The following is a 19354-nucleotide window of genomic DNA, read 5'->3' on the forward strand; positions in this document are numbered from 1 at the left end:
TATTTCCACTGCATTCTTGAATTGGGTGGTCGCTAACCCGCCACACGCGGTGCGCTCATGCAAGCGGTCTTGCGCAAGTTGAGTTTTATTGATTGCCAGGTTCAATTTGGCTGACCCCCTTATATTGTACCCGCTTCGAGAACATACTCAGGTTGTGCAGGGAAAACCGTAGCGGCAGCAAACAGATGACATCTGGAGAAGTCAGGAACGGAAAGCGGATCAGCGCCAGGGCCGGCGGCCGGGCTGCGCGGCTGTCTGCGCGAACTGCCGACGTGCCGCAATTCAACCCCTGCCCGCCGGGCCAGAGCGGCGGGACATACAAACCGCTCAGCGAAACCGGCATCAAAGCCATCTACGACACGGCCCTGAAACTTCTGTCTGAACTGGGCATGGGTGATGTGCCTGAAGAGTTTCGCAATCTGGCCCTGAGCAAGGGGGCAAGCCTGAATGACCGCGGGCGCCTGGTCTACCCGCCGGTCCTGGTGGAAGACATCATTGCAGGAGCAGCGAAGCAATTCGTGTTCCATGGCCGTGATCCGAAACACGACTTCGAGATTGGTGGTGACGTTGTCAGGTTTGGCACCGGAGGAGCCGCCGTCCAGACACTCGATATCGAAACCGGGCAATACCGCCCCTCGACCTTGCATGATCTGTATGACTTCACCCGGCTGATCGACACCCTTACCAATGTCAGCTGGTTCACCCGCAGTTGTGTTGCAACGGACATTCCCGACAATTTCGACCTCGATGTGAACACCGCCTATGCCCTGCTGGCGGGCACGACGAAACCGGTCGGCACCAGCTTCACCCTGGCATCCCATGTCGATCCGATCATCGACATGTTTGATCTGGCACTTGGCGGAGACGGCAAGTACAGCGAACGGCCGTTCTGCAAGGCCCACATTTCGCCGGTCATTTCGCCCATGCGGTACGGCGAGGATGCCGTCGACGTGACCATGGCCTGCGTTCGCCGCCGCGTCCCGATCAACGCAATCATCGCTGCCCAGTCGGGCGCGACCGCGCCCGCACCGCCTGCCGGCTTCCTGGCACAATCGCTGGCTGAAACCCTGGCAAGCCTCATGCTGGTCAACCTGATCGAACCGGGATATCCGATGATCTTCTCCAACTGGCCGCTGGTCATAGACCTCCGCACAGGGGGCTTCAGCGGCGGCGGCGGGGAGAACGCCGTCATGAATGCTGCGGCTGCCCAATTGTCCAACTGGCTGGGCCTGCCGTCCGGTGTGGCCAGTTCAATGAGCGACGCCAAGGCCGTTGATGCGCAAATGGGTTCAGAGAAAGCCCTGTCGGCATTGGCGGCAGGGCTTGCCGGCGCCAACATGGTGTATGAAAGTTCCGGCATGATGGCCAGCCTGCTGGGCGCATCCTTCGAGGCATTCGTTGCCGATGATGAAATGCTGTCCCACATCTACAGGATCATACGAGGCATCGAGGTCAGCGACGCCACGCTTGGCTATGACGCCATCTGCGACGCCGTGCTTGGCGAAGGCCATTTCCTCGGTGGCGACGATACCATTGCCGCCATGCAGCGGGACTACTTCTATCCGTCCATGGCAGACCGCGATGACCCGCGCACCTGGGCCGACAAGGGCGCACCGGACTTGTGGAGCAAGGCACGCGACCGGGCACGCGAAACACTAGCCAGTCATTATCCCGTCTACCTGTCAAACACGGCGGACAGTGCCATACGGGATCGGTTCAACATCATGCTTGCGCGGGAGAGGATGCGGCCTCCTGCATGACCGGCTGGCCGTCGTCTCCGAGGATGACCGTTTCAGCGCCAATCCAGGCCGGTAACGCCGCAAATTCCTGTTCGAACTTTTCGGTCAGCAACTGCCGGGTCAACTGCGCCAGGTTTGCCGGCAGGTGGCCAAGCTCCTCGCTGCGGGCAACCATCCTGATGGTCCTGCTGAAGGCGGCAAACGGCAACCGGTGACAGTCAAGGCGCCCCAGATCAGCGCGGCTGTCCAGCAGGCACAGCGGGGTTGTGATGGCCCAGCCGCCAGATTTCTGCAGCATTGCAAACACCGATCTGGATGAATCAAAAGCCGCCAGTGGTTTCAGTTCAATGCGCAATCGCCGCAATTGTTGCGAGATCGCCTGTCCCATCGGCATGGACGCATTATACTGGATATAGGGCCGTTCTTCGATCTGACGGCGCAGATCATGACGATTGTCCAGCAAACCCGACGGTGTGACGATCATGAAGGGTTCCCTGAGGATCGGATAGTCCATATGGCGGATCCGGGCATCAGGCAGCAGACCCGACAGGATGATATCGGCGCTGCGGTTTTCCAGTTGCCGTACAAGATGGTCCGAACGGCCGGACGTCACCGACAGCAAAGCCCTGGGGAAACGCGTTCGCAGATGCGTCATCAGTTCCGGTGTTACCGATGTATCAAGGTCATCGATGATGCCCAGGCACAACTCGGCCAGTGTTGACAGCGAAGCTTCCATCAGCTCGGTGCGGGCATCACTCATGACCTCAAGAATCCGATGCGCATGGCGGCGCAGGGTATAACCGACCGGTGTCAGCTTCAGCGGGCGTGCGGCACGATCAAGCAACTGGACGCCAAGAGTGTTTTCCAGGTTCGTGATGTGTTGCGACACGCCGGAACGGCTCAGACCTATCCGGGTGGCGGCAAGTGTCATCGACCCGGTTTCCTCAACCGCTACAAATACCTGCAGCGCCCGCAGACTGATGTCAGCGAGGTCGAGCTTGTCATTGTTGCCGGGCTCAGCTTTCCTGCTCATCACACCGTCCGATCAAATCAGAAAACTCGTAGCTACACCATCGAATCATGCATCGCCAGATGCTATATAACAGCCCATGACGTCGAACCCAGCCAGCAACTCCATCACTGAACGTGCCACCGCGCAGGCAGCACCGCCCTATCTGCGAGCGCTGAACCCGGAACAGCGTGCAGCCGTTGAGACCATGGACGGCCCATTGCTGGTGCTCGCCGGTGCCGGCACCGGCAAGACCCGGGTTCTGACCACCCGGCTTGCCCATCTGCTCAACATGCGCAAGGCCTGGCCCGGTGAAATCCTGGCGGTGACCTTCACCAACAAGGCTGCGCGTGAAATGAAAAACCGCATTGGCGGACTGATCGGCGGCATGGTCGAGGGCATGACCTGGCTCGGCACCTTCCATTCCATCGGCGTGAAAATCCTGCGCCGCCATGCCGAACTGGTTGACCTGAAATCGGATTTCTCCATCCTTGATACCGACGACCAGGTACGGCTGTTGAAACAGCTGATCCAGTTACACGAGATCGACGAAAAACGCTGGCCGGCACGCCAGCTTGCCGCCCACATCGACGGCTGGAAAAACCGCGGACTGATCCCCTCGAAAGTACCGGCAGGCGAAGGTGCGGCCTACGGCAACGGCCTGGGCGCGCAGATTTATGCCGAATACCAGACCCGCCTGAAAGTTCTCAATGCGGTCGACTTCGGCGACCTGCTGCTGGAAACCCTGCGCCTGTTCCAGGAGCAGCCCGATGTGCTGGCCGAGTACCAGAAACGCTTCAAGTACATGCTGGTGGACGAGTATCAGGACACCAATGTGGCGCAATACCTGTGGTTGCGCCTGCTGGCGCAAGGCCATCGCAACATCTGCTGTGTCGGCGATGATGACCAGTCGATCTATGGCTGGCGCGGCGCCGAAGTCGACAATATCCTGCGCTTTGAAAAGGATTTTCCCGGTGCTGGCGTCATCCGGCTTGAATCGAACTATCGCTCCACGCCGCACATTCTCGGTGCTGCATCAGGGCTGATCGCGCACAATGAAGGCCGCCTCGGCAAGACCCTGCGCACCGACCAGAACGATGGTGAGAAGGTCGTCGTACGCGGCCACTGGGACGGTGATGAGGAAGCCCGCGCCATTGGCGAGGATATCGAACAGGCCCAGCGGTCTGGCACATCGCTGGAAGAAGTCGCCATTCTGGTGAGGGCATCGTTTCAGATGCGCGCCTTTGAAGACCGCTTCATCACCCTCGGCCTGCCCTACCGGGTTGTCGGCGGTCCGCGGTTTTATGAACGCGCTGAAGTCCGCGACGCACTCGCCTATCTCAAGGTCACCATGTCACCGGACAATGACCTTGCCCTGGAACGCATCATCAATGTGCCCAAGCGCGGCATCGGCAACAATTCGGTCCAGAAAATCCACAACCTTGCCCGGGCCTCCGGCCAGTCGCTGTACCGCGCCGCGCAGGACATTGTGACAACTGACGAATTGCCGGCAAAGGCGCGCAAGTCGCTGATCGATTTGCTGGCGTCATTCTCGCGCTGGCGGGCATCGGTTCAGGCGGTTGCCCACACCGAGGTCGCCGAGATCATCCTGGATGAAAGCGGCTATACCGACATGCACCAGCAGGACAAGGACCCGAAAGCCCCGTCGCGGCTGGAAAACCTGAAAGAGCTGGTGCGCTCCATGAACGAGTTTGAGACCATGGAAGGGTTTCTGGAACATATCGCCCTGGTCATGGAGGTTGAACAGTCCGGCGAGCAGGAGGAAAAAACCTCCATCATGACGCTGCATGCGGCCAAGGGGCTGGAGTTCGACATAGTGTTCCTGCCCGGTTGGGAAGAAGGCCTGTTTCCGCATCAGCGCTCGCTGGATGAAAGCGGCAAGGCGGGCCTCGAGGAAGAACGCCGCCTCGCCTATGTCGGTATCACCAGGGCGCGCAAACGATCCACCATTTCATTCGCCCAGAACCGCCGCGTGCACGCCATGTGGCAGACCGCCCTGCCGTCACGCTTCGTTGACGAGTTGCCTGAAGCCCATGTGGAAGTGGATACAATGTCGTCCAGCTATGGTGGCTACAATATCGGCGGTGCAGACCAGTTCGGCGGCTCACGCTTCGACGAGATGAAACCGTTCAACTCCGGCTATGACACACCGGGCTGGAAGCGTGCCCAGGCCCGCCACGCCGACGGCGACGCCCTGCGTTCGACACCGCGCATCGTGGAAGGCAGCCTGACGGCGTCAGATGCAGGACCTGAATCGTTCGAGACCGGCGACCGCATCCACCACCAGAAATTCGGCCCCGGCACGGTCACCCACGTTGACGGCAACAAATTGTCGATCAGCTTTGACAACGCCGGCGACAAGCGGGTACTCGACAGTTTCGTGACCAGAGGGTGAAATCCTGCCTGTAACTACCCTCTTGACGGGAATCGCTGGCTGATCCATCACAAAACCCATGCCATTGCCACCTTTGGATACAACCGGCCTGCCTGCTCTCACCCGCGCCCGCGCGTGGTGGATCGAGAGGCTGGTGGCGCGCCGCAACCGGCGGGCGGAGAAACGCTTGATGAAGCGGCCGGAGTTCGCCAACGCGATTACCGAATATGCCAAGGTATCCAATGTCACCGGCGCCTCCATGTCGGACTATCTGACGCTTTACGAGGAAGTCCGCACCCGCAAGCCGAAGGAAATCCTGGAGTTTGGCACCGGCTTCACCACTGTTGTGATGGCGCAGGCGCTCATTGAAAACGCCTCCGAAGGCGCCCCGCTCGGCCGTATCACCTCGATGGAAGAGCATCAAGGCTGGACGGAGACCGCGCTCAAGGCCCTGCCGCAGGACGTCGCACATGTGGTGCAGATCGTCCACTCGCCAAAGGTTGACGGCTTCTACAAGATGTTCCGGGGCGTGCAATATGCCGAAATTCCCATCCGCGCCTATGATTTCGTGTTTTCAGACGGACCGGAACGCCATTCCCCGGTCAACAATGACAAATTGTTCGACCTGGACCTCATCCATATCGTGCGGCGGTCTTCAAGACCCATTCATGCGGTTGTCGACAATCACTACCTGACTTTCTATGTGCTGCAGAAAGTGTTCGGCACCAAGCTGGCGCGCTATTCGCCGTCACACCGGCTGATGTTCGTCGGCCCGGTGACCAAGACCGATGTCCGGCATTTGCGCAAAGAGAATTTCGTGCCCGACCTGGCCCTGTTCGGCACAACGGAACTGAAACTGCGCATGGCACTCGACGATCAGCCCTACCCCATTCCGGGCAAGTAGCAGTCCACTACCAGCGTATGGTGCCGAGAACGACCCGAGCATAGCGAGGAAAGTTGTTCGACCGGAAAAAACCGAGCGGACACGATGTGTCAGCGAGGCAAGCGCGACCGCGCGCCGGCCGGACAGGCCGCCCCAGCGGAGCCGTCGACCAAAGGGAGACTGGCGCGAGCAGACTCAAATGAACCGCTGATGAACGGGTTATTCAGGCTTCGCTCAACCTGATCCGGTTACACCTGACTTCAAGTTAAACGGACTACCCCCTTAAAGGAACAAGAACAATGAACCGTCGCACCCTCATTTTCACTGGCATTGCCGCCGCCCTGGGCCTTGCAACTGCCGTTACTGCCTCAACTGCCTATGCCGGAAACGGCGGCCTGGTCTACAACCCCAACGCCGTCAAGATGAAGGTCAAGGACGTCACACTGGCGATCAAGTCGCCTGCCGGCAATGTGTGCCCCGGTGTGGCAAGACTTTCGGTGTTTTTCCGTGCCAACAAAAAGGGAAAGATTTCATTCCTGCTGGTGCGTAACAAGGGTTCAGTCATTGGTCCGATCACTGTCCAGACCAAAAAATACGGCAACGAATACCGGGCGTCCTACAACAAGCTGCTCAACATAGGGACGCCAATCAACACCAAGTATCGTGCAGTCGTCACCCATTCGGGCAAGAAGGGCTCGCGCTGGGTACCGCTCAGGGCATCCTGCTGATACAGAACAGCGCTCGCCGGCACCGCCGGCGAGCAAAGCAGTTCGAAAAACATCAAAGAACGGCGCGAGCCGACAAAGTCGGCGACTAAAGCCGTTCGACAAACAAGAATGGCTTCAATCGTTGCGGGTGGCCTTGATCACTGCAGCAGTTGTACCCTGCAGAATTTCAAGATAATCAGCATACTGTCCCTTGCTGAGTATCTTCTTCATCTGCTTTTTCTCCCATGACTCGATCGCCTGGAGCTCATTGGACGCAGCCCGCAGAAGATCAAATTCAGGCTTCGCTTTGGGATCAATCTTGTATTTGGCAAATACCTTGACGATGCGTGTTTCGGACTTGTCGAGGATCGCTTTAACGGCAGCCAATTGCTTGCCGACAAACTTCATACGTACAAGAAGTTGCGGATCATAGATGGTGCCTTCGGTACCTGCCGCACTGGCAGTTACTACCGGCTGAACAGCCACAAGGCCAACAAACATCAATCCCACGAAGAGTTTCTTTAACATAGACATATCAAATTCCCCGCCAACACTTAGCTACTCACTTCGGCTGATTCCTCGCAGGTGTTCAAGGCGATTTGGCGGCACCTGTGTATAAAGATTCGTTTTTGAGCATGGCATTTTATCGTTCTAGAATGAAGTCCATGTCGAACCCAGTTCCCTACCTGATTGTTGGCGGTGGTCCCGTCGGTCTCACTGCCGCACTGGAGATGTCGCGCCGCGGGTTGCCGGTTCATATCATCGACGACGATTTCGGCCCGAGCCCGGAGAGCCGGGCTCTCGCCATCCATGCGCCGACACTGGACATGCTGGAAGCCACAGGGGTTACCGAGCGCCTGCTGGCAGCCGGTCACAAGGTCCGCAATATGGTGGTACACGAAAAAGGCCGCATCATTCTGTCCCTCCCGCTGTCGGACATACCGCATCGCTACAACTTCATCCTGTGTCTGCCGCAATCCCAAACCGAGCAGATATTGACGGATGTGCTGGCTGATACCGGCGTGCAACTGGATTACGGCACTCGTCTGGAGAGTTTCTCATGCAGTTCAGCCGGGGCAACGGCTACGCTGGTCAAAAACGCTGAACAACAGCGGTTTGAGGCCAGGGCCATTATCGGCGCGGACGGATCCCGCTCGGTTGTGCGCAAGCAGGCAGGCATCAGTTTTGACGGTGAAAGCGAACCGCAGCAATTCGGACTGGCCGACATTACGCTATCCGCCTGGCCGTGGCCGTTTGATACGGCAGTTGTGGAATTGCTGGATGACGGCGTGGTTGGTTTCATCCCCATGGCAGAAGGTTTTGGCCGCCTGGTCAGCAATCGCGAAAATGCGCTTGACGCCTCGCCTCAAGGCGCAAAAATCAGCAAGATCGGCTGGACCTCGACGTTCCGTGTTAGTTACCGGCAGGTGGAAGCCTATCAGAAGGAGTGCGTGTATCTGGCAGGCGATGCGGCCCATATTCACTCTCCTGCCGGTGGCATGGGGATGAACCTGGGCATGGCCGATGCCGCCACGTTGGCACGCTTGCTGGCAGAGGGAAACGAGGATCAATACACAAGGCTCAGACATGCCGCCGGTCAGGCCGTATTGAACCAGACCCGCGGCAATACAAGGGGCATGACCAAACGCGGCCCCCTGACAAACTTCCTGATTCGCCACCTGGCGCCGCTTGCCCTGTCAATCGGACCGATAAGACGAAAGGCGCTGAAGGGTCTTGCAGGTCTCGACTTGCCCGCCACCTGGCGCTAAATCAGATTATGTTTCGTGTTGTCCTGACAGTTGCAATCTTCCTGACAAGCTTTGCCGTATGCCATGCCGGCGATGCCAATAAAGGCGAAGATATTGCCATCGAACACTGCCGCCGATGCCACGTCATTCCCGGCCAGAACAATATGGGCATCGGCATTACGCCGTCCTTCAAGGCGATGATACAGTCCAAAGCAGCAGACTGGCGGCACAAGTTCGAGGTTTTCTACGCCCTGCGCCCGCACCCAAGTTTCGTTATCATCCGGGAGTTCCGCACAACGCCTGAATTTCCGCTTGGCATAACACCTGTAGTCATCGCAGTTGACGACCTCGACCACCTGATGGCCTATGTCGACAAACTCGCCCAGGACTTTCGTAAATGAACCAGCAATTCATCCTGACCTCCCCCGGACTGGCAAGGCATCACGCCATCGAACTATCCGATGTGCTGGAGGCCTGCCCATGGCCTGAAGCGCTTGCGGTCTCCATGGTGGAAACCGATGAAGCCCGGGATCTGTGGCGGATTGAGGCCATCTATGCCGATGAACCTGACCGTATCGGGATCGATGACGCCATGCAACGCGCCGGTCTTGACGGTAACAACCTGTCCATCACGCCCGTTCCGCAAAAGGACTGGGTGCGCGAAAGCCTGGCCGGCCTGGCACCGGTCGTGGCCGGACGCCTGTTTGTGCATGGCAATCATGACCGTCATCTGCGCCGGTCAGGCAGCATCAATATAGAAATCGATGCCGGCCTTGCATTCGGCACGGGTCACCACAACACCACGCGCGGATGCCTTGTGGCGCTGCAGAAAGTTCTGAAGGCTTACAAGCCGAAAAACTGCCTGGATGTCGGTTGCGGTACCGGCGTTCTGGCCATTGCGGCCTGCAGGCTGACCGGGATAACAGCCATTGCCAGCGATATTGACGAAGAGGCGGTTACCGTCACCAGGGACAATGCCCGTTTGAACGGCACCGCCCACCTGATGCGGTGCGTCACGGCGACCGGACTGGACCATCCGGCCATCACCGCCCATGCACCGTACGACCTGATATTGGCGAATATTCTGGCCCGGCCCCTGATGGCATTGGCGCCGGCCATTGCCGCGGCGCTCAGCTCAAGCGGAAGGCTGATCCTGTCCGGCCTGACAAGCGATCAGGTCCGCATGGTACGCGCAAGCTATCTTGCTCAGGGCCTGTGCGTCATTGACACCCTGGTCGACGACAACTGGGCAACATTGACACTTGCACATAAACAAAGAGGGATGGCCTGAACCATCCCTCCTGACACTCATTTTGAAAAAGAGTCGAAAACGCTTTGTGGCTTAGCGACCCCAGACATGTGCCCGGATGTCAGCGCGCTCGATACCAATGTCTGCAAGCATTCTGTCGTCCAGGCTTTCCAGACGGCTTTGAACGCGGCGGCGATGTGCGTAAGTTTTGACATTGTTCGCAAGGCGGCTCAGCTGCCCAACAAAGTCGAGACTGGCACCATCGCGCATTTCGACTGCACGGTTTGCAACGACGACGACCATTTCATTTCTCCATTTTCAACAAGGCCCCGGGTTTTCTGTTCCAGACCCGGAGCGGTTTACATTACTGCACCGCGCTATTTTTTGCGCCGCACAATTCGTACATCCCCTATATGTGAAGTGCTGTATTTTTTACCAGCGACGTTTTGATATCGCAGATATGCGCGCCGTGCATATCGAGATATACGACTTGTTAACACTCGAATTTACATCATTTTTATTATTTAAAATCAATATGTTAAATAAATTTTAGCCACCCGGACACACCTTACCGGAAGTTAACAAATCCGGTTGCATTTCCAGGGTGCGTCAAAAGTGACCACTTGCACTCGATTCAGGCGCGGGCCGCTACCTCGAATTTTCGAAATTGTTGCGTCGCACAATAGATCAACGCATCGGAATCAATGCCGGTAATCCATTGCCGACACGGCACGTGTTGGTTAGTCTGGCTCAATGTTTCAGAATTTTTCCGACACCGACCAACGCCATCTCACACCAGCACGCATTGCAGACCTCCGAGACCGGTTGGAGGCCCTGGGCATCGACGGGCTGGTTGTGCCGCGTGCCGATGAATTTCAGGGCGAATACGTCCCTGCCTGCGCCGAGCGTTTGAACTGGCTGACCGGATTTTCCGGTTCAGCCGGCAGCGCCGTGCTGCTGAAGTCGGCAGCCGCCATCTTTGTTGACGGGCGCTACACACTGCAGGTGCGCGAGCAAGTTGACCTTGACCTGATAACACCGCTTCAGGTGCCTGACGAATCTCCCCATGACTGGGTAAGTCAGAACCTTCCCGAGGGCGGGAAACTCGGTTTTGATCCATGGCTGCTCACCATCCAGGACGCGAAGCGATACGATGCGGCATGCCGAGAGGCCGGTGCCGAACTGGTCGCACTGGACAGCAACCCGATTGACGCGGTCTGGCAGGACCGCCCGGCGGCCCCCGCCAACCCCGTTGTTCAGCAACCATTGCAGTTCGCCGGTGTTTCCGGCGAAGACAAATTGCGCGCGATTGCGGAAGGATTGCGGGAACGTGACGCTGCCGCCTGTGTGTTGACCCAGACAGATGCCGTTGCATGGGTTTTCAACATTCGCGGCAGTGACATTCCCCACACGCCCGCTGTACTGGCCTTCACCATTGTTCATGACGATGCCTCCGCCGACCTGTTTCTGGATGCATCCAGAATTGACGAAGATGCCCGCGACGCTCTGAGCCAGGCCAATGTCCGGCTGTCGCCACCTGAAAAGATGACGGAGGTCCTGCAGGCGCTCGGTGCAGCAACCGCCAACGTGGAACTTGATTTTCCGTGGGCAGCAGAGGCTCTCAGGCGCACGCTGACGGCATCCGGCGCCACCGTAACCCATCACGAAAGCCCCTGTACGCTGCCGCGCGCCACCAAGAACCGGGCCGAGCTTGAGGGCGCGCGTGCTGCCCACCTGCGCGATGGCGTTCCCATGGCGCAATTTCTGCGCTGGCTGGATGTCAATGCACCTGCCGGCAAACTGGACGAAATTTCAGCTGCCAAAAAACTGGAAGCGCTGCGGGCACAGACCGGTGAACTGTGCGACCTGTCGTTCGATACCATTTCAGGTGCCGGGCCGCATGCGGCCATTCCCCATTACCGGGTGTCGGAAACCAGCAATCTGCCGATAGAAAAAGACCGCATCTACCTGGTTGATTCCGGCGCCCAATATGTGGACGGCACAACAGACATCACCCGCACAATTATTGCCGGCACGCCGACGCCTGAAATGAAGGATCGTTTTACCCGGGTGCTCAGGGGCATGATCAACCTGTCCCGGGCCAGGTTTCCCGCAGGCACCACGGGCGGCCATCTCGATCCGGTGGCTCGGGCGCCGCTGTGGGAAGCCGGCCTCGACTTCGATCACGGCACCGGCCACGGCGTTGGCAGCTACCTGTCGGTACATGAAGGCCCGCAGCGGTTTTCAAAGACAGACAGGACAGTGCTGCAGCCGGGCATGATCCTGTCCAATGAACCCGGTTACTACAAGGCAGGCGAGTACGGCATCCGCATCGAGAACCTTCTCGTGGTTCGCGAGGCCGAAACCATCGAAGGCGGCGAGCGCCCCATGCACTGGTTTGAAACGCTTACATTCACGCCCATCGACCGCAATCTTGTAGAACCGGCCATCATGAGCGATGCCGAACTGGACTGGCTCGACGACTATCATGCCCAGGTTCTGAAAAATGTTACTCCACGGCTGGAAAGCGAGCAGGACCAAGCCTGGTTGCAGGCGGCCTGCGCACCGATCACCCGATAAGCATACGCAAGCCCACCACGCTGGCCACACCTGTTGCGACCGAGACAAGCAAAGGCAGCCGAAACGCCGCCATCACGGTAATGCCAGCAGCTAACGTTTCTGCCAGGCCCGTCGCCAGCACCGTTGGCGCGATAACCGCCATCAAGACAGCCGGTGGCAGGGCATCCATCGCCGAACGTGCCCTGCCCCCGACATTGGCAAGCCGCAGCAGCCACAGGCCGGCAATGCGGGTCAGGTAGGTCGCCAGCGCCATGCCGATGATGGCCAGCAGCGTATTTGCATCCAGGCTCATGACGGCATTATCCCGTCGGGATTCTGCTCGTCGCTTTTCGCGTGCAGCGCGGCAGCCGTTCCGACACCGGCAAACGCCCCCGCGATAATGTACCAGGCGCCGGGCACAAGCAGGTAAACCAGTGCTGATACCGCGCCGCTTGCAGCCAGTACGGCACCGGTGCGCCAATTGCTCCAGAAGCTGACGAGTATGCAGATGAACACTGCCGAGAATGCGAAATTGAAACCGTAGGCCGAAGGATCGCCAAGCCCGCGCCCGGCGACCGCCCCCAACAGCGATGCGGTAGTCCATATCAGCCACATGGAGACCCCGATGCCGAAATAGTAGGCCGGCGTCAGGCTGCCGTCACGCACACGGCGTTCAGCAAATGCCCAGCCCTCGTCGGTGAGGACAAACATGGCGGCATACTTTGCCGGTCTGCTGAAATCCGTCATTGCGCGGCCGATACTGGCCCCCATCAGCACATGACGCACGTTCACCACAAGTGCTGTGAACACCAGCAAGCCGATTGGTGCCGGATCGGCCCATTGATCAATGGCGACAAACTGCAGCGCACCTGCATAAACCGTGGCGCTCATCAGCCAGACTTCAAGCGGAGACAGCCCCTTTGCCGCCGCCAGGGTGCCGAACAGCAAGGCGATGGGAGTGCTGGCAACAAGCACAGGAAGAATGGCAACAGCCCCGGCTGAGAACTCCTGTATCCTTGCACCCATATCCCTTATCCCAGCAGATGCCGCAAGGCAGCCACGGTCGCCATTGCCACAACAATCACAACGGCCGTCGGGGCTCTCAGTCCGACAAGCACGGCGATGCCTCCCGCAATTGCCTCCGGCAGGCCCTGGGTCAAGACGGCAGGTGCGATAACTGCGGTGAGCACCGCCACCGGCATTGCTTCGAACGCCGCTGTCGAGACCGGCCCCAGTTCGACCCGCGCCATGACAACCGCACCGACGGCCCGCATGGCGAACGTCGCCAGTGTGACCAGCAGGATCAGGACCAGGTTGTAGGGATCCATCGTCATGGTGTCTGCGCCTGTCTGGCCTTGCGCGCAGCCATCAATCCGGCCACCGCAACGCCAGCCATCGCACCGATGAAGACATACAGCGCTGAAAACCCCGCAAGCTTGGCAGCGATAGCCACCCCACCGCTTGCAACCGCAACCGGCAGCGCGCCGGAGCGTTTCCAGAACGGCAGCGCCAGGGCTATGAAAATACCGATAAAACCAAAATCCAGTCCCAGCCTGGTCGGGTCGTCGATAAGCTTGCCCAGCAATGCACCTGCCAGTGTGCCGGATACCCAGATCAGGTATATCGGCACGGTAATGCCGGAGATGAACCAGAACGAAACCTGCCTGGTCAGGTGGCGCACTTCACTCATGCCCCACGCCGGGTCCGTAAGGGTTGCGATCGTCAGCCAGCGCTGAACCGGCGTAAAATGATTGATCTTGCGTTGCACCGATGCAGCCTGCAGCGCGAACCGGACATTGATCGAGATCGCCGCCAGCATGACCAGCAGCCAGGCTTGTGGCTCGTACCAGACTTCCAGTGCCAGCAGCTGGCCACCACCGGCAAACACAGTCGCACTCATCAAGGTCGCCTCAAACGCCGACAGGCCCTTCTGCACACTTGTTGCGCCGGTAATGAAGGAAAACGATATCGGCGCCACCAGCATGGGTAAAACCAGCCTGAAGCCGTCAAGGAATTCCTGTTTGCCGGTGCTCATGGAGGTGCTTTTTTAAGGGAGAGGAATACTGAAGGAGATTTTCATCATTCGCACTCCATGCGCAAGACCGAATGCTGCCGGGCTGGGTTGCATGTTTGTGGGGCTTTGTTCTTTGCCGCTCACGCAAGCAGCCTGGCGGCTGCGCTCCGCGGGGGCGCACTTCGTGCGGCGGCCGGTCGGCCTTGCCTCGGCACTTCGTGCCTCGGAGGCATTCATCACAACAGTTGTTCGGGGTCGGAGAGCCGCGCGAGGCACGAAGTACCGAGTAAAGCTGTTCGACCAGATTAATGCCTAACAGCACACACCTGCCTTTATGTTGAACCTCAACTAGGCCCGACCGGGCCTCGGGCCGTTCAGGCCCGCCCTAGCGGAGTGCAGCCGACAGGCTGCTTGCGTGAGCGGAGTAAAGACCCGCGCTTGCCATCCGGCAAGATACATTTATCCTTCCAATGAAACTTAAACTTCCCAGCTATTTCCTCACGCACGCAAACAGTTTAGCCGGAGTAATGAATGCCCCGCGATCCTCGCTATGACGTCCTGTTCGAGCCAGTGAAGGTTGGTCCGGTTACCGCAAAAAACCGGTTCTACCAGGTGCCGCATTGCACGGGCATGGGCTGGCTGCGCCCAAACACGCTGGCCGCCATGCGTGGTGTGAAGGCCGAGGGAGGCTGGGGTGTCGTCAATACCGAGTACTGCTCCATACACCCGACCTCCGATGACCTGCCCTACCCGTACGCAAGCCTGTGGGATGCCTCCGACATCAGGGCGCATGCGAAAATGACCGGTAACGTGCATGAGCACGGAGCACTGGCCGGTGTTGAGCTCTGGCACGGCGGCAGCCGCAGCAGCAATCAGTTCAGCCGCGATGTGGCAATTGGTGTGACCAGCCTGCCGTCGGCATCCGGAGTGCCGTTCCAGTCGCGGGCCATGGACAAGCAGGACATTGCACAGCTCCGGCGCTGGCACCGGGATGCGGCCCTGCGGGCGCGTGAGGCAGAGTTTGACCTGGTCTACGTTTATGCCGCTCACGGCTACCTCCTGTCACACTTCCTGTCGGCCCAAACCAATCACCGGACAGATGAATATGGCGGCAACTTGCGCAACCGGACCCGCCTGTGCCGCGAACTGATTGAAGAGACCAAACAAGCCGTCGGCGACAAGTGCGCTGTAGCAGTGCGCTTCGCCGTGGACGGGCTTTCAGACGATAATGAAAGCCGCGACATGTTTTCGCTGATGGCGGAAATGCCCGACCTGTGGGACATCACCGTCCATGATTATTCCCACGAGATGGGCGTTTCGCGCTTCGTCGGTGAAGCATCACTGGAACCGTTGATGTCGTTCGTGAAATCGGCAACCACCAAGCCGGTTGTCACCGTCGGCCGCTTTACCTCGCCCGACACCATGGTCAGTCATATCAGGCGCGGCGTTTCCGATTTCATCGGTGCAGCCCGGCCATCAATCGCGGACCCGTTCCTGCCTAACAAGATTGCAGACGGCAGGCCGGAAGACATTCGTGAATGCATCGGCTGCAATATCTGCTATGCGGGCGACGGTCTCGGCGTGCCGATCCGTTGTACCCAGAACCCGGCCATGGGCGAGGAATGGCGCAAGGGCTGGCATCCCGAAACCATCAGCGCGAAACAATCGAACGACAAGATACTGGTCGTCGGCGCCGGTCCCGCAGGGCTGGAATGCGCCCGTGCGCTGGGCCAGCGCGGCTACGAGGTCATGCTGTCAGAGGCGCGGCGCGAACTGGGCGGCAGGGTAACGCTGGAGGCCCGCCTGCCGGGATTGAGCGAGTGGGCGCGGGTCCGCGACTACAGGACCCAGCAACTGCAGGCCATGGCAAATGTACAGATCTTTCCGGAAAGCGAGTTGAGCGCCGATGACGTGGCGCTGGTCGAACCTGACCATGTTGTCATTGCGACCGGCTCGAGCTGGCGCAATGACGGACTTGGCCGGTCCAACACAGCCGGCATCTCCAGACTGCAGGCACCGTCACAGATATTCACACCGGACGACATCATGGCAGGTCGCCTGCCTGAAGGACGGGTGCTGGTGTTTGATGACGACAACTACTACATGGCTGCGGTCGTTGCTGAACTACTAAATACGGCCAATGCCTCCGTAACCTATGTAACGCCTGAAAATCTCGTCGCGTCATTTGGCGCCGAGACAGCGGAACAGCACGGTACGCAGAAACGGCTGATAGAACTGGGCGTCGATCTGGTCCTGGCTCATAATCTTCATGGCTTTGACGGCAATGAAGCTCTGCTCAAGTGCATCTACACCGAACGAGACCGCACAGTGCTGGCTGACGCGATCGTCATGGTCACGGCCCGGTCACCGAATGAGGCACTGTACCGGGAGTTGCTGGAAGGGCTTGCACAAGGCTCCGCCGGTCCGATGAAATCCGTCAGGCGTATCGGAGATTGCGAGGCACCCGCTATCATCGCAGCAGCGGTGTACGCCGGTCACAGATATGCGCGCGAATTCGATGCGGGCGATGCGAGCGATAACGATGTCAAGCGGGATGGCGTGGAGACCTGAAACGCAACCTCGCCCATGCCGGCATCTACTGGCGGTTTTCATTACGCTGCAGGCACTGGACGAACACAGTGTAACCGGTTCAGTTATACACTGCGAGCGGCCATCATCCCTTCATAAACGGCCTCTTCCGCCGAGCGCGGGCTGAGGCAGTCTCCGGCAAGCGTGACCGGTACGCCGATCGAGCGCAATGCAGTTTCCATTCCGGTTTCCGGTTGATGTCCCTGAGCGACGACCAGCGTATCCGTATCCGCGCACTCGATCGCTTCGCCCGACAGGGTATGCATGAAGAAGGCCGTGTCGCCCATAGCGCCGAAGAACCGTGCATAGGGAACAATTTCCACGCCCAGCTTCCGGATCGTGCCGATCCAATGCCAGCGCAGGTATTTTTGCAGGTTCTGTCCGGCCATTTCACCGTCGACGCATAAACGCACATGCGAGCCTTCGCGCGCGAGCTTTTCCGCCAGGCCCAGCCCGACCCAGTCGCAGCGCCAGTCGGCTATCACGACCGATGCGCCGGGATTGACCTCGCCCCTGAGGACCTGCCACGCATTGACCGCCTGGACATCATCGGCAATGTCCACATCAGGCATGTACGGCGTCGCACCCGTTGCCATGATGATCGCGTCGGGGCAAAGCGCTGCCATCTGTGCCGGATCAGCGCGGCACTTCAGCCTGACCTTTACTCCGGCCAGCTCCATCTCGCGATTCAGGTTGGTGACGATACCGCCGAACTCTGCGCGCCCGGGCAGTTGTTGTGCAAGCAGGGCTTGTCCGCCCAACTGGCCGGCAGCCTCGCATAGCGTGACACGATGGCCGCGTTCCGCAGCAATGGCTGCCGCCTTCATTCCCGCCGGCCCGCCGCCCACAACGACAACATGCCGGGGCGTTTGGGTTTTCGGGTGCGGCAGGAGTTCACGCTCGCGTCCGGTGACAGGATGCTGGATGCAGGAAATTCTCACGCCCATATGGTAGTGGCCGATACATGCCTGGTTGCACCCTATGCAGGCTCGTATGTCGTCTATCCGGCCGTCGCGAGCCTTGGCTGGCATGTCCGGGTCGGAAATCAGGGCACGGGTCATGCCGCACATATCGGCCTGGTTGCTTGCCAGAACCTGTTCTGCGAGCTGTGGCTGATTTATCCGGCCTGCCACAAAAACCGACTTGCGCACCTGGGCCTTGATCGCGCCGGCCTGGGGTGCGAGGTAGGCATGCTCGACCTGCATTGGCGGCACCACGTGCACCGATCCGGCCAGTCCCATCATCGAGCCTGTCGTCACGCTCAGATAGTCGAGTTCAGGTTCCTCGTTGAGGCGCTGGCAAATGCTCAGCCAGGCGGCTTCATCGAGCCCGTCCGGTTCTACTTCTTCTGCAGAAATCCGCAGGCCGATGACCTTGTCCGGACCGACCGCCTTGCGTGTCGCTTTCAACATCTCCGCCACCATCCTGAACCGGTTTTCCGGCGTGCCGCCGAACTCGTCCGAGCGATGATTGGTCAGCGGGTTGAGAAACTGCGCAATCAGCATGCCGTGGCTTGCGGTCAGCTCGACCCCATCCAACCCGGCCTCGATCATCCGCGCCGCCGCCCTGGCAAACGCATCGATGATGAACCACACATAGTCGTTGGACATTTCGCGCGGCATGCAGTGAAACCGGTGATCCGGCACTACCGAGGGAGCATAGGCGACACGCTGCATGCCGTCCTGGGCATAGGTGATGCGGCCGCCATGGTTGATTTGCGCAAAAAGCCGGGTGTCATGGCGGTGCACGGCTTCCGCTACCCTGCGGTACCCCGGAATGCAGTCGTCGGTGCTTGAGTCGAGATAATAGGACGCGGAGACCTCGTCGCTGTTCGGACGCGAGGATTCCATGACAATCAGGCCTGCACCTCCACGCGCTCGAGTTTCATGATAGGCAACCATGTCGTCGCCGGGAACACCATCGCGCGCCAGGATCGTCTGGTGCGCAGTCGAGAATATGCGGTTGCGAAATTCACAAGCCCTTATCTTGTGCGGTGTGAAAAGGTGTTTGAACGACAAGATTACAGGTCTCCCCTCACGACACGATCAACTGGAAAGCGACACCGCCGCGACGCCACGCGTTTCGGCCATGGTGCGGTGCCGGCGACGTTCCATGCCGTTGCAGCGGGGCACATGGTCGAATCCTGGTCTCCGCCGTTTTCGGGCCGATGCTGACTTGCCCGAACAGAATATGGCAGCTGGATTCTACCATTTGACGGATGTCCCTCTCATTGCTTCGGCACAATCAGTTTTCGACGGTGGCTTGGCCAACCATCAAGACCAGAAGCGGCCCGTTTGAACGGCGGGCATTCATCGCCTTGACTTACACGTTTGAGCCAAACTACTCTCTGAACGGTTGTTCAGTTAGTCAACTGCAAAATCCGGGTGGCAAAGTTTTTGGGTTAGCCGGTGACGCTTTCAAAATGCAGAGATTCCCTTTGCAATACGCAGTCGGGCTCCTGC

At 59.1% G+C, this 19354-nt stretch carries 17 protein-coding genes; 9 read left to right on the plus strand and 8 right to left on the minus strand.

Features of this window, described 5'->3' with window-relative positions:
* Positions 1-185 precede the first annotated feature (185 nt).
* Complete coding sequence (locus DHN55_RS10815) at positions 186-1760, plus strand: trimethylamine methyltransferase family protein (protein WP_108881287.1); 1575 nt, start codon at positions 186-188, stop codon at positions 1758-1760.
* On the opposite strand, the gene DHN55_RS10820 is transcribed toward DHN55_RS10815, so the two are convergent.
* On the minus strand, positions 1723-2772 hold the full coding sequence (locus DHN55_RS10820; RefSeq protein ID WP_108881288.1) for a LysR family transcriptional regulator: 1050 nt from the start codon (positions 2770-2772) through the stop codon (positions 1723-1725). The two genes, DHN55_RS10815 and DHN55_RS10820, sit on opposite strands and share 38 nt — an antisense overlap.
* Positions 2773-2848: 76 nt before the next feature.
* On the opposite strand from DHN55_RS10820, the gene DHN55_RS10825 reads away from it, so the two are divergent.
* The 3 genes from DHN55_RS10825 (at position 2849) to DHN55_RS10835 (ending at position 6754) form a co-directional block, all read left to right on the plus strand.
* A complete protein-coding gene (locus DHN55_RS10825; protein ID WP_108881289.1) occupies positions 2849-5164 on the plus strand; it encodes a UvrD-helicase domain-containing protein in 2316 nt (771 codons plus the stop codon).
* A gap of 58 nt (positions 5165-5222) precedes the next feature.
* Entirely contained in the window at positions 5223-6047 is an 825-nt protein-coding gene (locus tag DHN55_RS10830; RefSeq protein ID WP_337660159.1) for a hypothetical protein, read from the plus strand.
* A gap of 278 nt (positions 6048-6325) precedes the next feature.
* Positions 6326-6754, plus strand: a complete 429-nt coding sequence (locus tag DHN55_RS10835) for a hypothetical protein (protein WP_108881291.1) — start codon at positions 6326-6328, stop codon at positions 6752-6754.
* A gap of 114 nt (positions 6755-6868) precedes the next feature.
* Here DHN55_RS10835 and DHN55_RS10840 read toward each other — a convergent pair whose 3' ends face one another.
* Positions 6869-7267, minus strand: a complete 399-nt coding sequence (locus DHN55_RS10840) for a hypothetical protein (RefSeq protein ID WP_337660160.1) — start codon at positions 7265-7267, stop codon at positions 6869-6871.
* A gap of 131 nt (positions 7268-7398) precedes the next feature.
* On the opposite strand from DHN55_RS10840, the gene DHN55_RS10845 reads away from it, so the two are divergent.
* Genes DHN55_RS10845 through DHN55_RS10855 form a run of 3 tightly spaced genes read left to right on the plus strand, consistent with a single transcriptional unit; the run spans position 7399 to position 9772 of the window.
* Complete coding sequence (locus DHN55_RS10845) at positions 7399-8502, plus strand: FAD-dependent oxidoreductase (RefSeq protein ID WP_337660161.1); 1104 nt, start codon at positions 7399-7401, stop codon at positions 8500-8502.
* 8 nt (positions 8503-8510) lie between these two features.
* Positions 8511-8882 (plus strand): hypothetical protein, encoded by a 372-nt coding sequence (locus tag DHN55_RS10850; RefSeq protein ID WP_108881294.1) that lies wholly within the window; start codon positions 8511-8513, stop codon positions 8880-8882.
* A complete protein-coding gene (locus tag DHN55_RS10855; RefSeq protein ID WP_108881295.1) occupies positions 8879-9772 on the plus strand; it encodes a 50S ribosomal protein L11 methyltransferase in 894 nt (297 codons plus the stop codon). Before DHN55_RS10850 ends, DHN55_RS10855 begins: the two co-directional genes overlap by 4 nt.
* Positions 9773-9823: 51 nt before the next feature.
* Here the strand turns inward: DHN55_RS10855 and DHN55_RS10860 are convergent, their stop codons facing one another.
* A complete protein-coding gene (locus tag DHN55_RS10860) occupies positions 9824-10033 on the minus strand; it encodes a DUF1127 domain-containing protein (protein ID WP_337660162.1) in 210 nt (69 codons plus the stop codon).
* A 450-nt stretch (positions 10034-10483) separates the two neighbouring features.
* Between DHN55_RS10860 and DHN55_RS10865 the strand changes: the two genes are divergently transcribed.
* The gene (locus DHN55_RS10865) at positions 10484-12310 is read left to right on the plus strand and encodes a M24 family metallopeptidase (RefSeq protein WP_108881296.1); all 1827 of its coding nucleotides are present in this window, start codon (positions 10484-10486) and stop codon (positions 12308-12310) included.
* Here the strand turns inward: DHN55_RS10865 and DHN55_RS10870 are convergent.
* The 4 genes from DHN55_RS10870 to DHN55_RS10885 are packed head-to-tail and all read right to left on the minus strand — an operon-like array spanning position 12300 to position 14324.
* Positions 12300-12602 (minus strand): AzlD domain-containing protein, encoded by a 303-nt coding sequence (locus DHN55_RS10870; protein ID WP_108881297.1) that lies wholly within the window; start codon positions 12600-12602, stop codon positions 12300-12302. The genes DHN55_RS10865 and DHN55_RS10870 overlap by 11 nt on opposite strands.
* On the minus strand, positions 12599-13315 hold the full coding sequence (locus DHN55_RS10875) for an AzlC family ABC transporter permease (RefSeq protein ID WP_108881298.1): 717 nt from the start codon (positions 13313-13315) through the stop codon (positions 12599-12601). The genes DHN55_RS10870 and DHN55_RS10875 overlap by 4 nt, the downstream gene beginning before the upstream one ends.
* 5 nt (positions 13316-13320) lie before the next feature.
* Positions 13321-13623: an AzlD domain-containing protein gene (locus tag DHN55_RS10880; protein ID WP_108881299.1), complete on the minus strand. Its 303-nt coding sequence runs from the start codon at positions 13621-13623 to the stop codon at positions 13321-13323.
* Positions 13620-14324, minus strand: coding sequence for an AzlC family ABC transporter permease (locus DHN55_RS10885; protein ID WP_108881300.1), 705 nt, complete (start codon positions 14322-14324; stop codon positions 13620-13622). The genes DHN55_RS10880 and DHN55_RS10885 overlap by 4 nt, the downstream gene beginning before the upstream one ends.
* 510 nt (positions 14325-14834) lie before the next feature.
* Between DHN55_RS10885 and DHN55_RS10890 the strand changes: the two genes are divergently transcribed.
* Positions 14835-16874 (plus strand): oxidoreductase, encoded by a 2040-nt coding sequence (locus DHN55_RS10890; protein WP_108881301.1) that lies wholly within the window; start codon positions 14835-14837, stop codon positions 16872-16874.
* An 83-nt stretch (positions 16875-16957) separates the two neighbouring features.
* Here DHN55_RS10890 and DHN55_RS10895 read toward each other — a convergent pair whose 3' ends face one another.
* Positions 16958-18910, minus strand: coding sequence for an oxidoreductase (locus DHN55_RS10895; protein ID WP_108881302.1), 1953 nt, complete (start codon positions 18908-18910; stop codon positions 16958-16960).
* Positions 18911-19354: the final 444 nt, after the last annotated feature.

This window comes from Anderseniella sp. Alg231-50 (genome assembly GCF_900149695.1).
Taxonomy (GTDB): domain Bacteria; phylum Pseudomonadota; class Alphaproteobacteria; order Rhizobiales; family Aestuariivirgaceae; genus Anderseniella.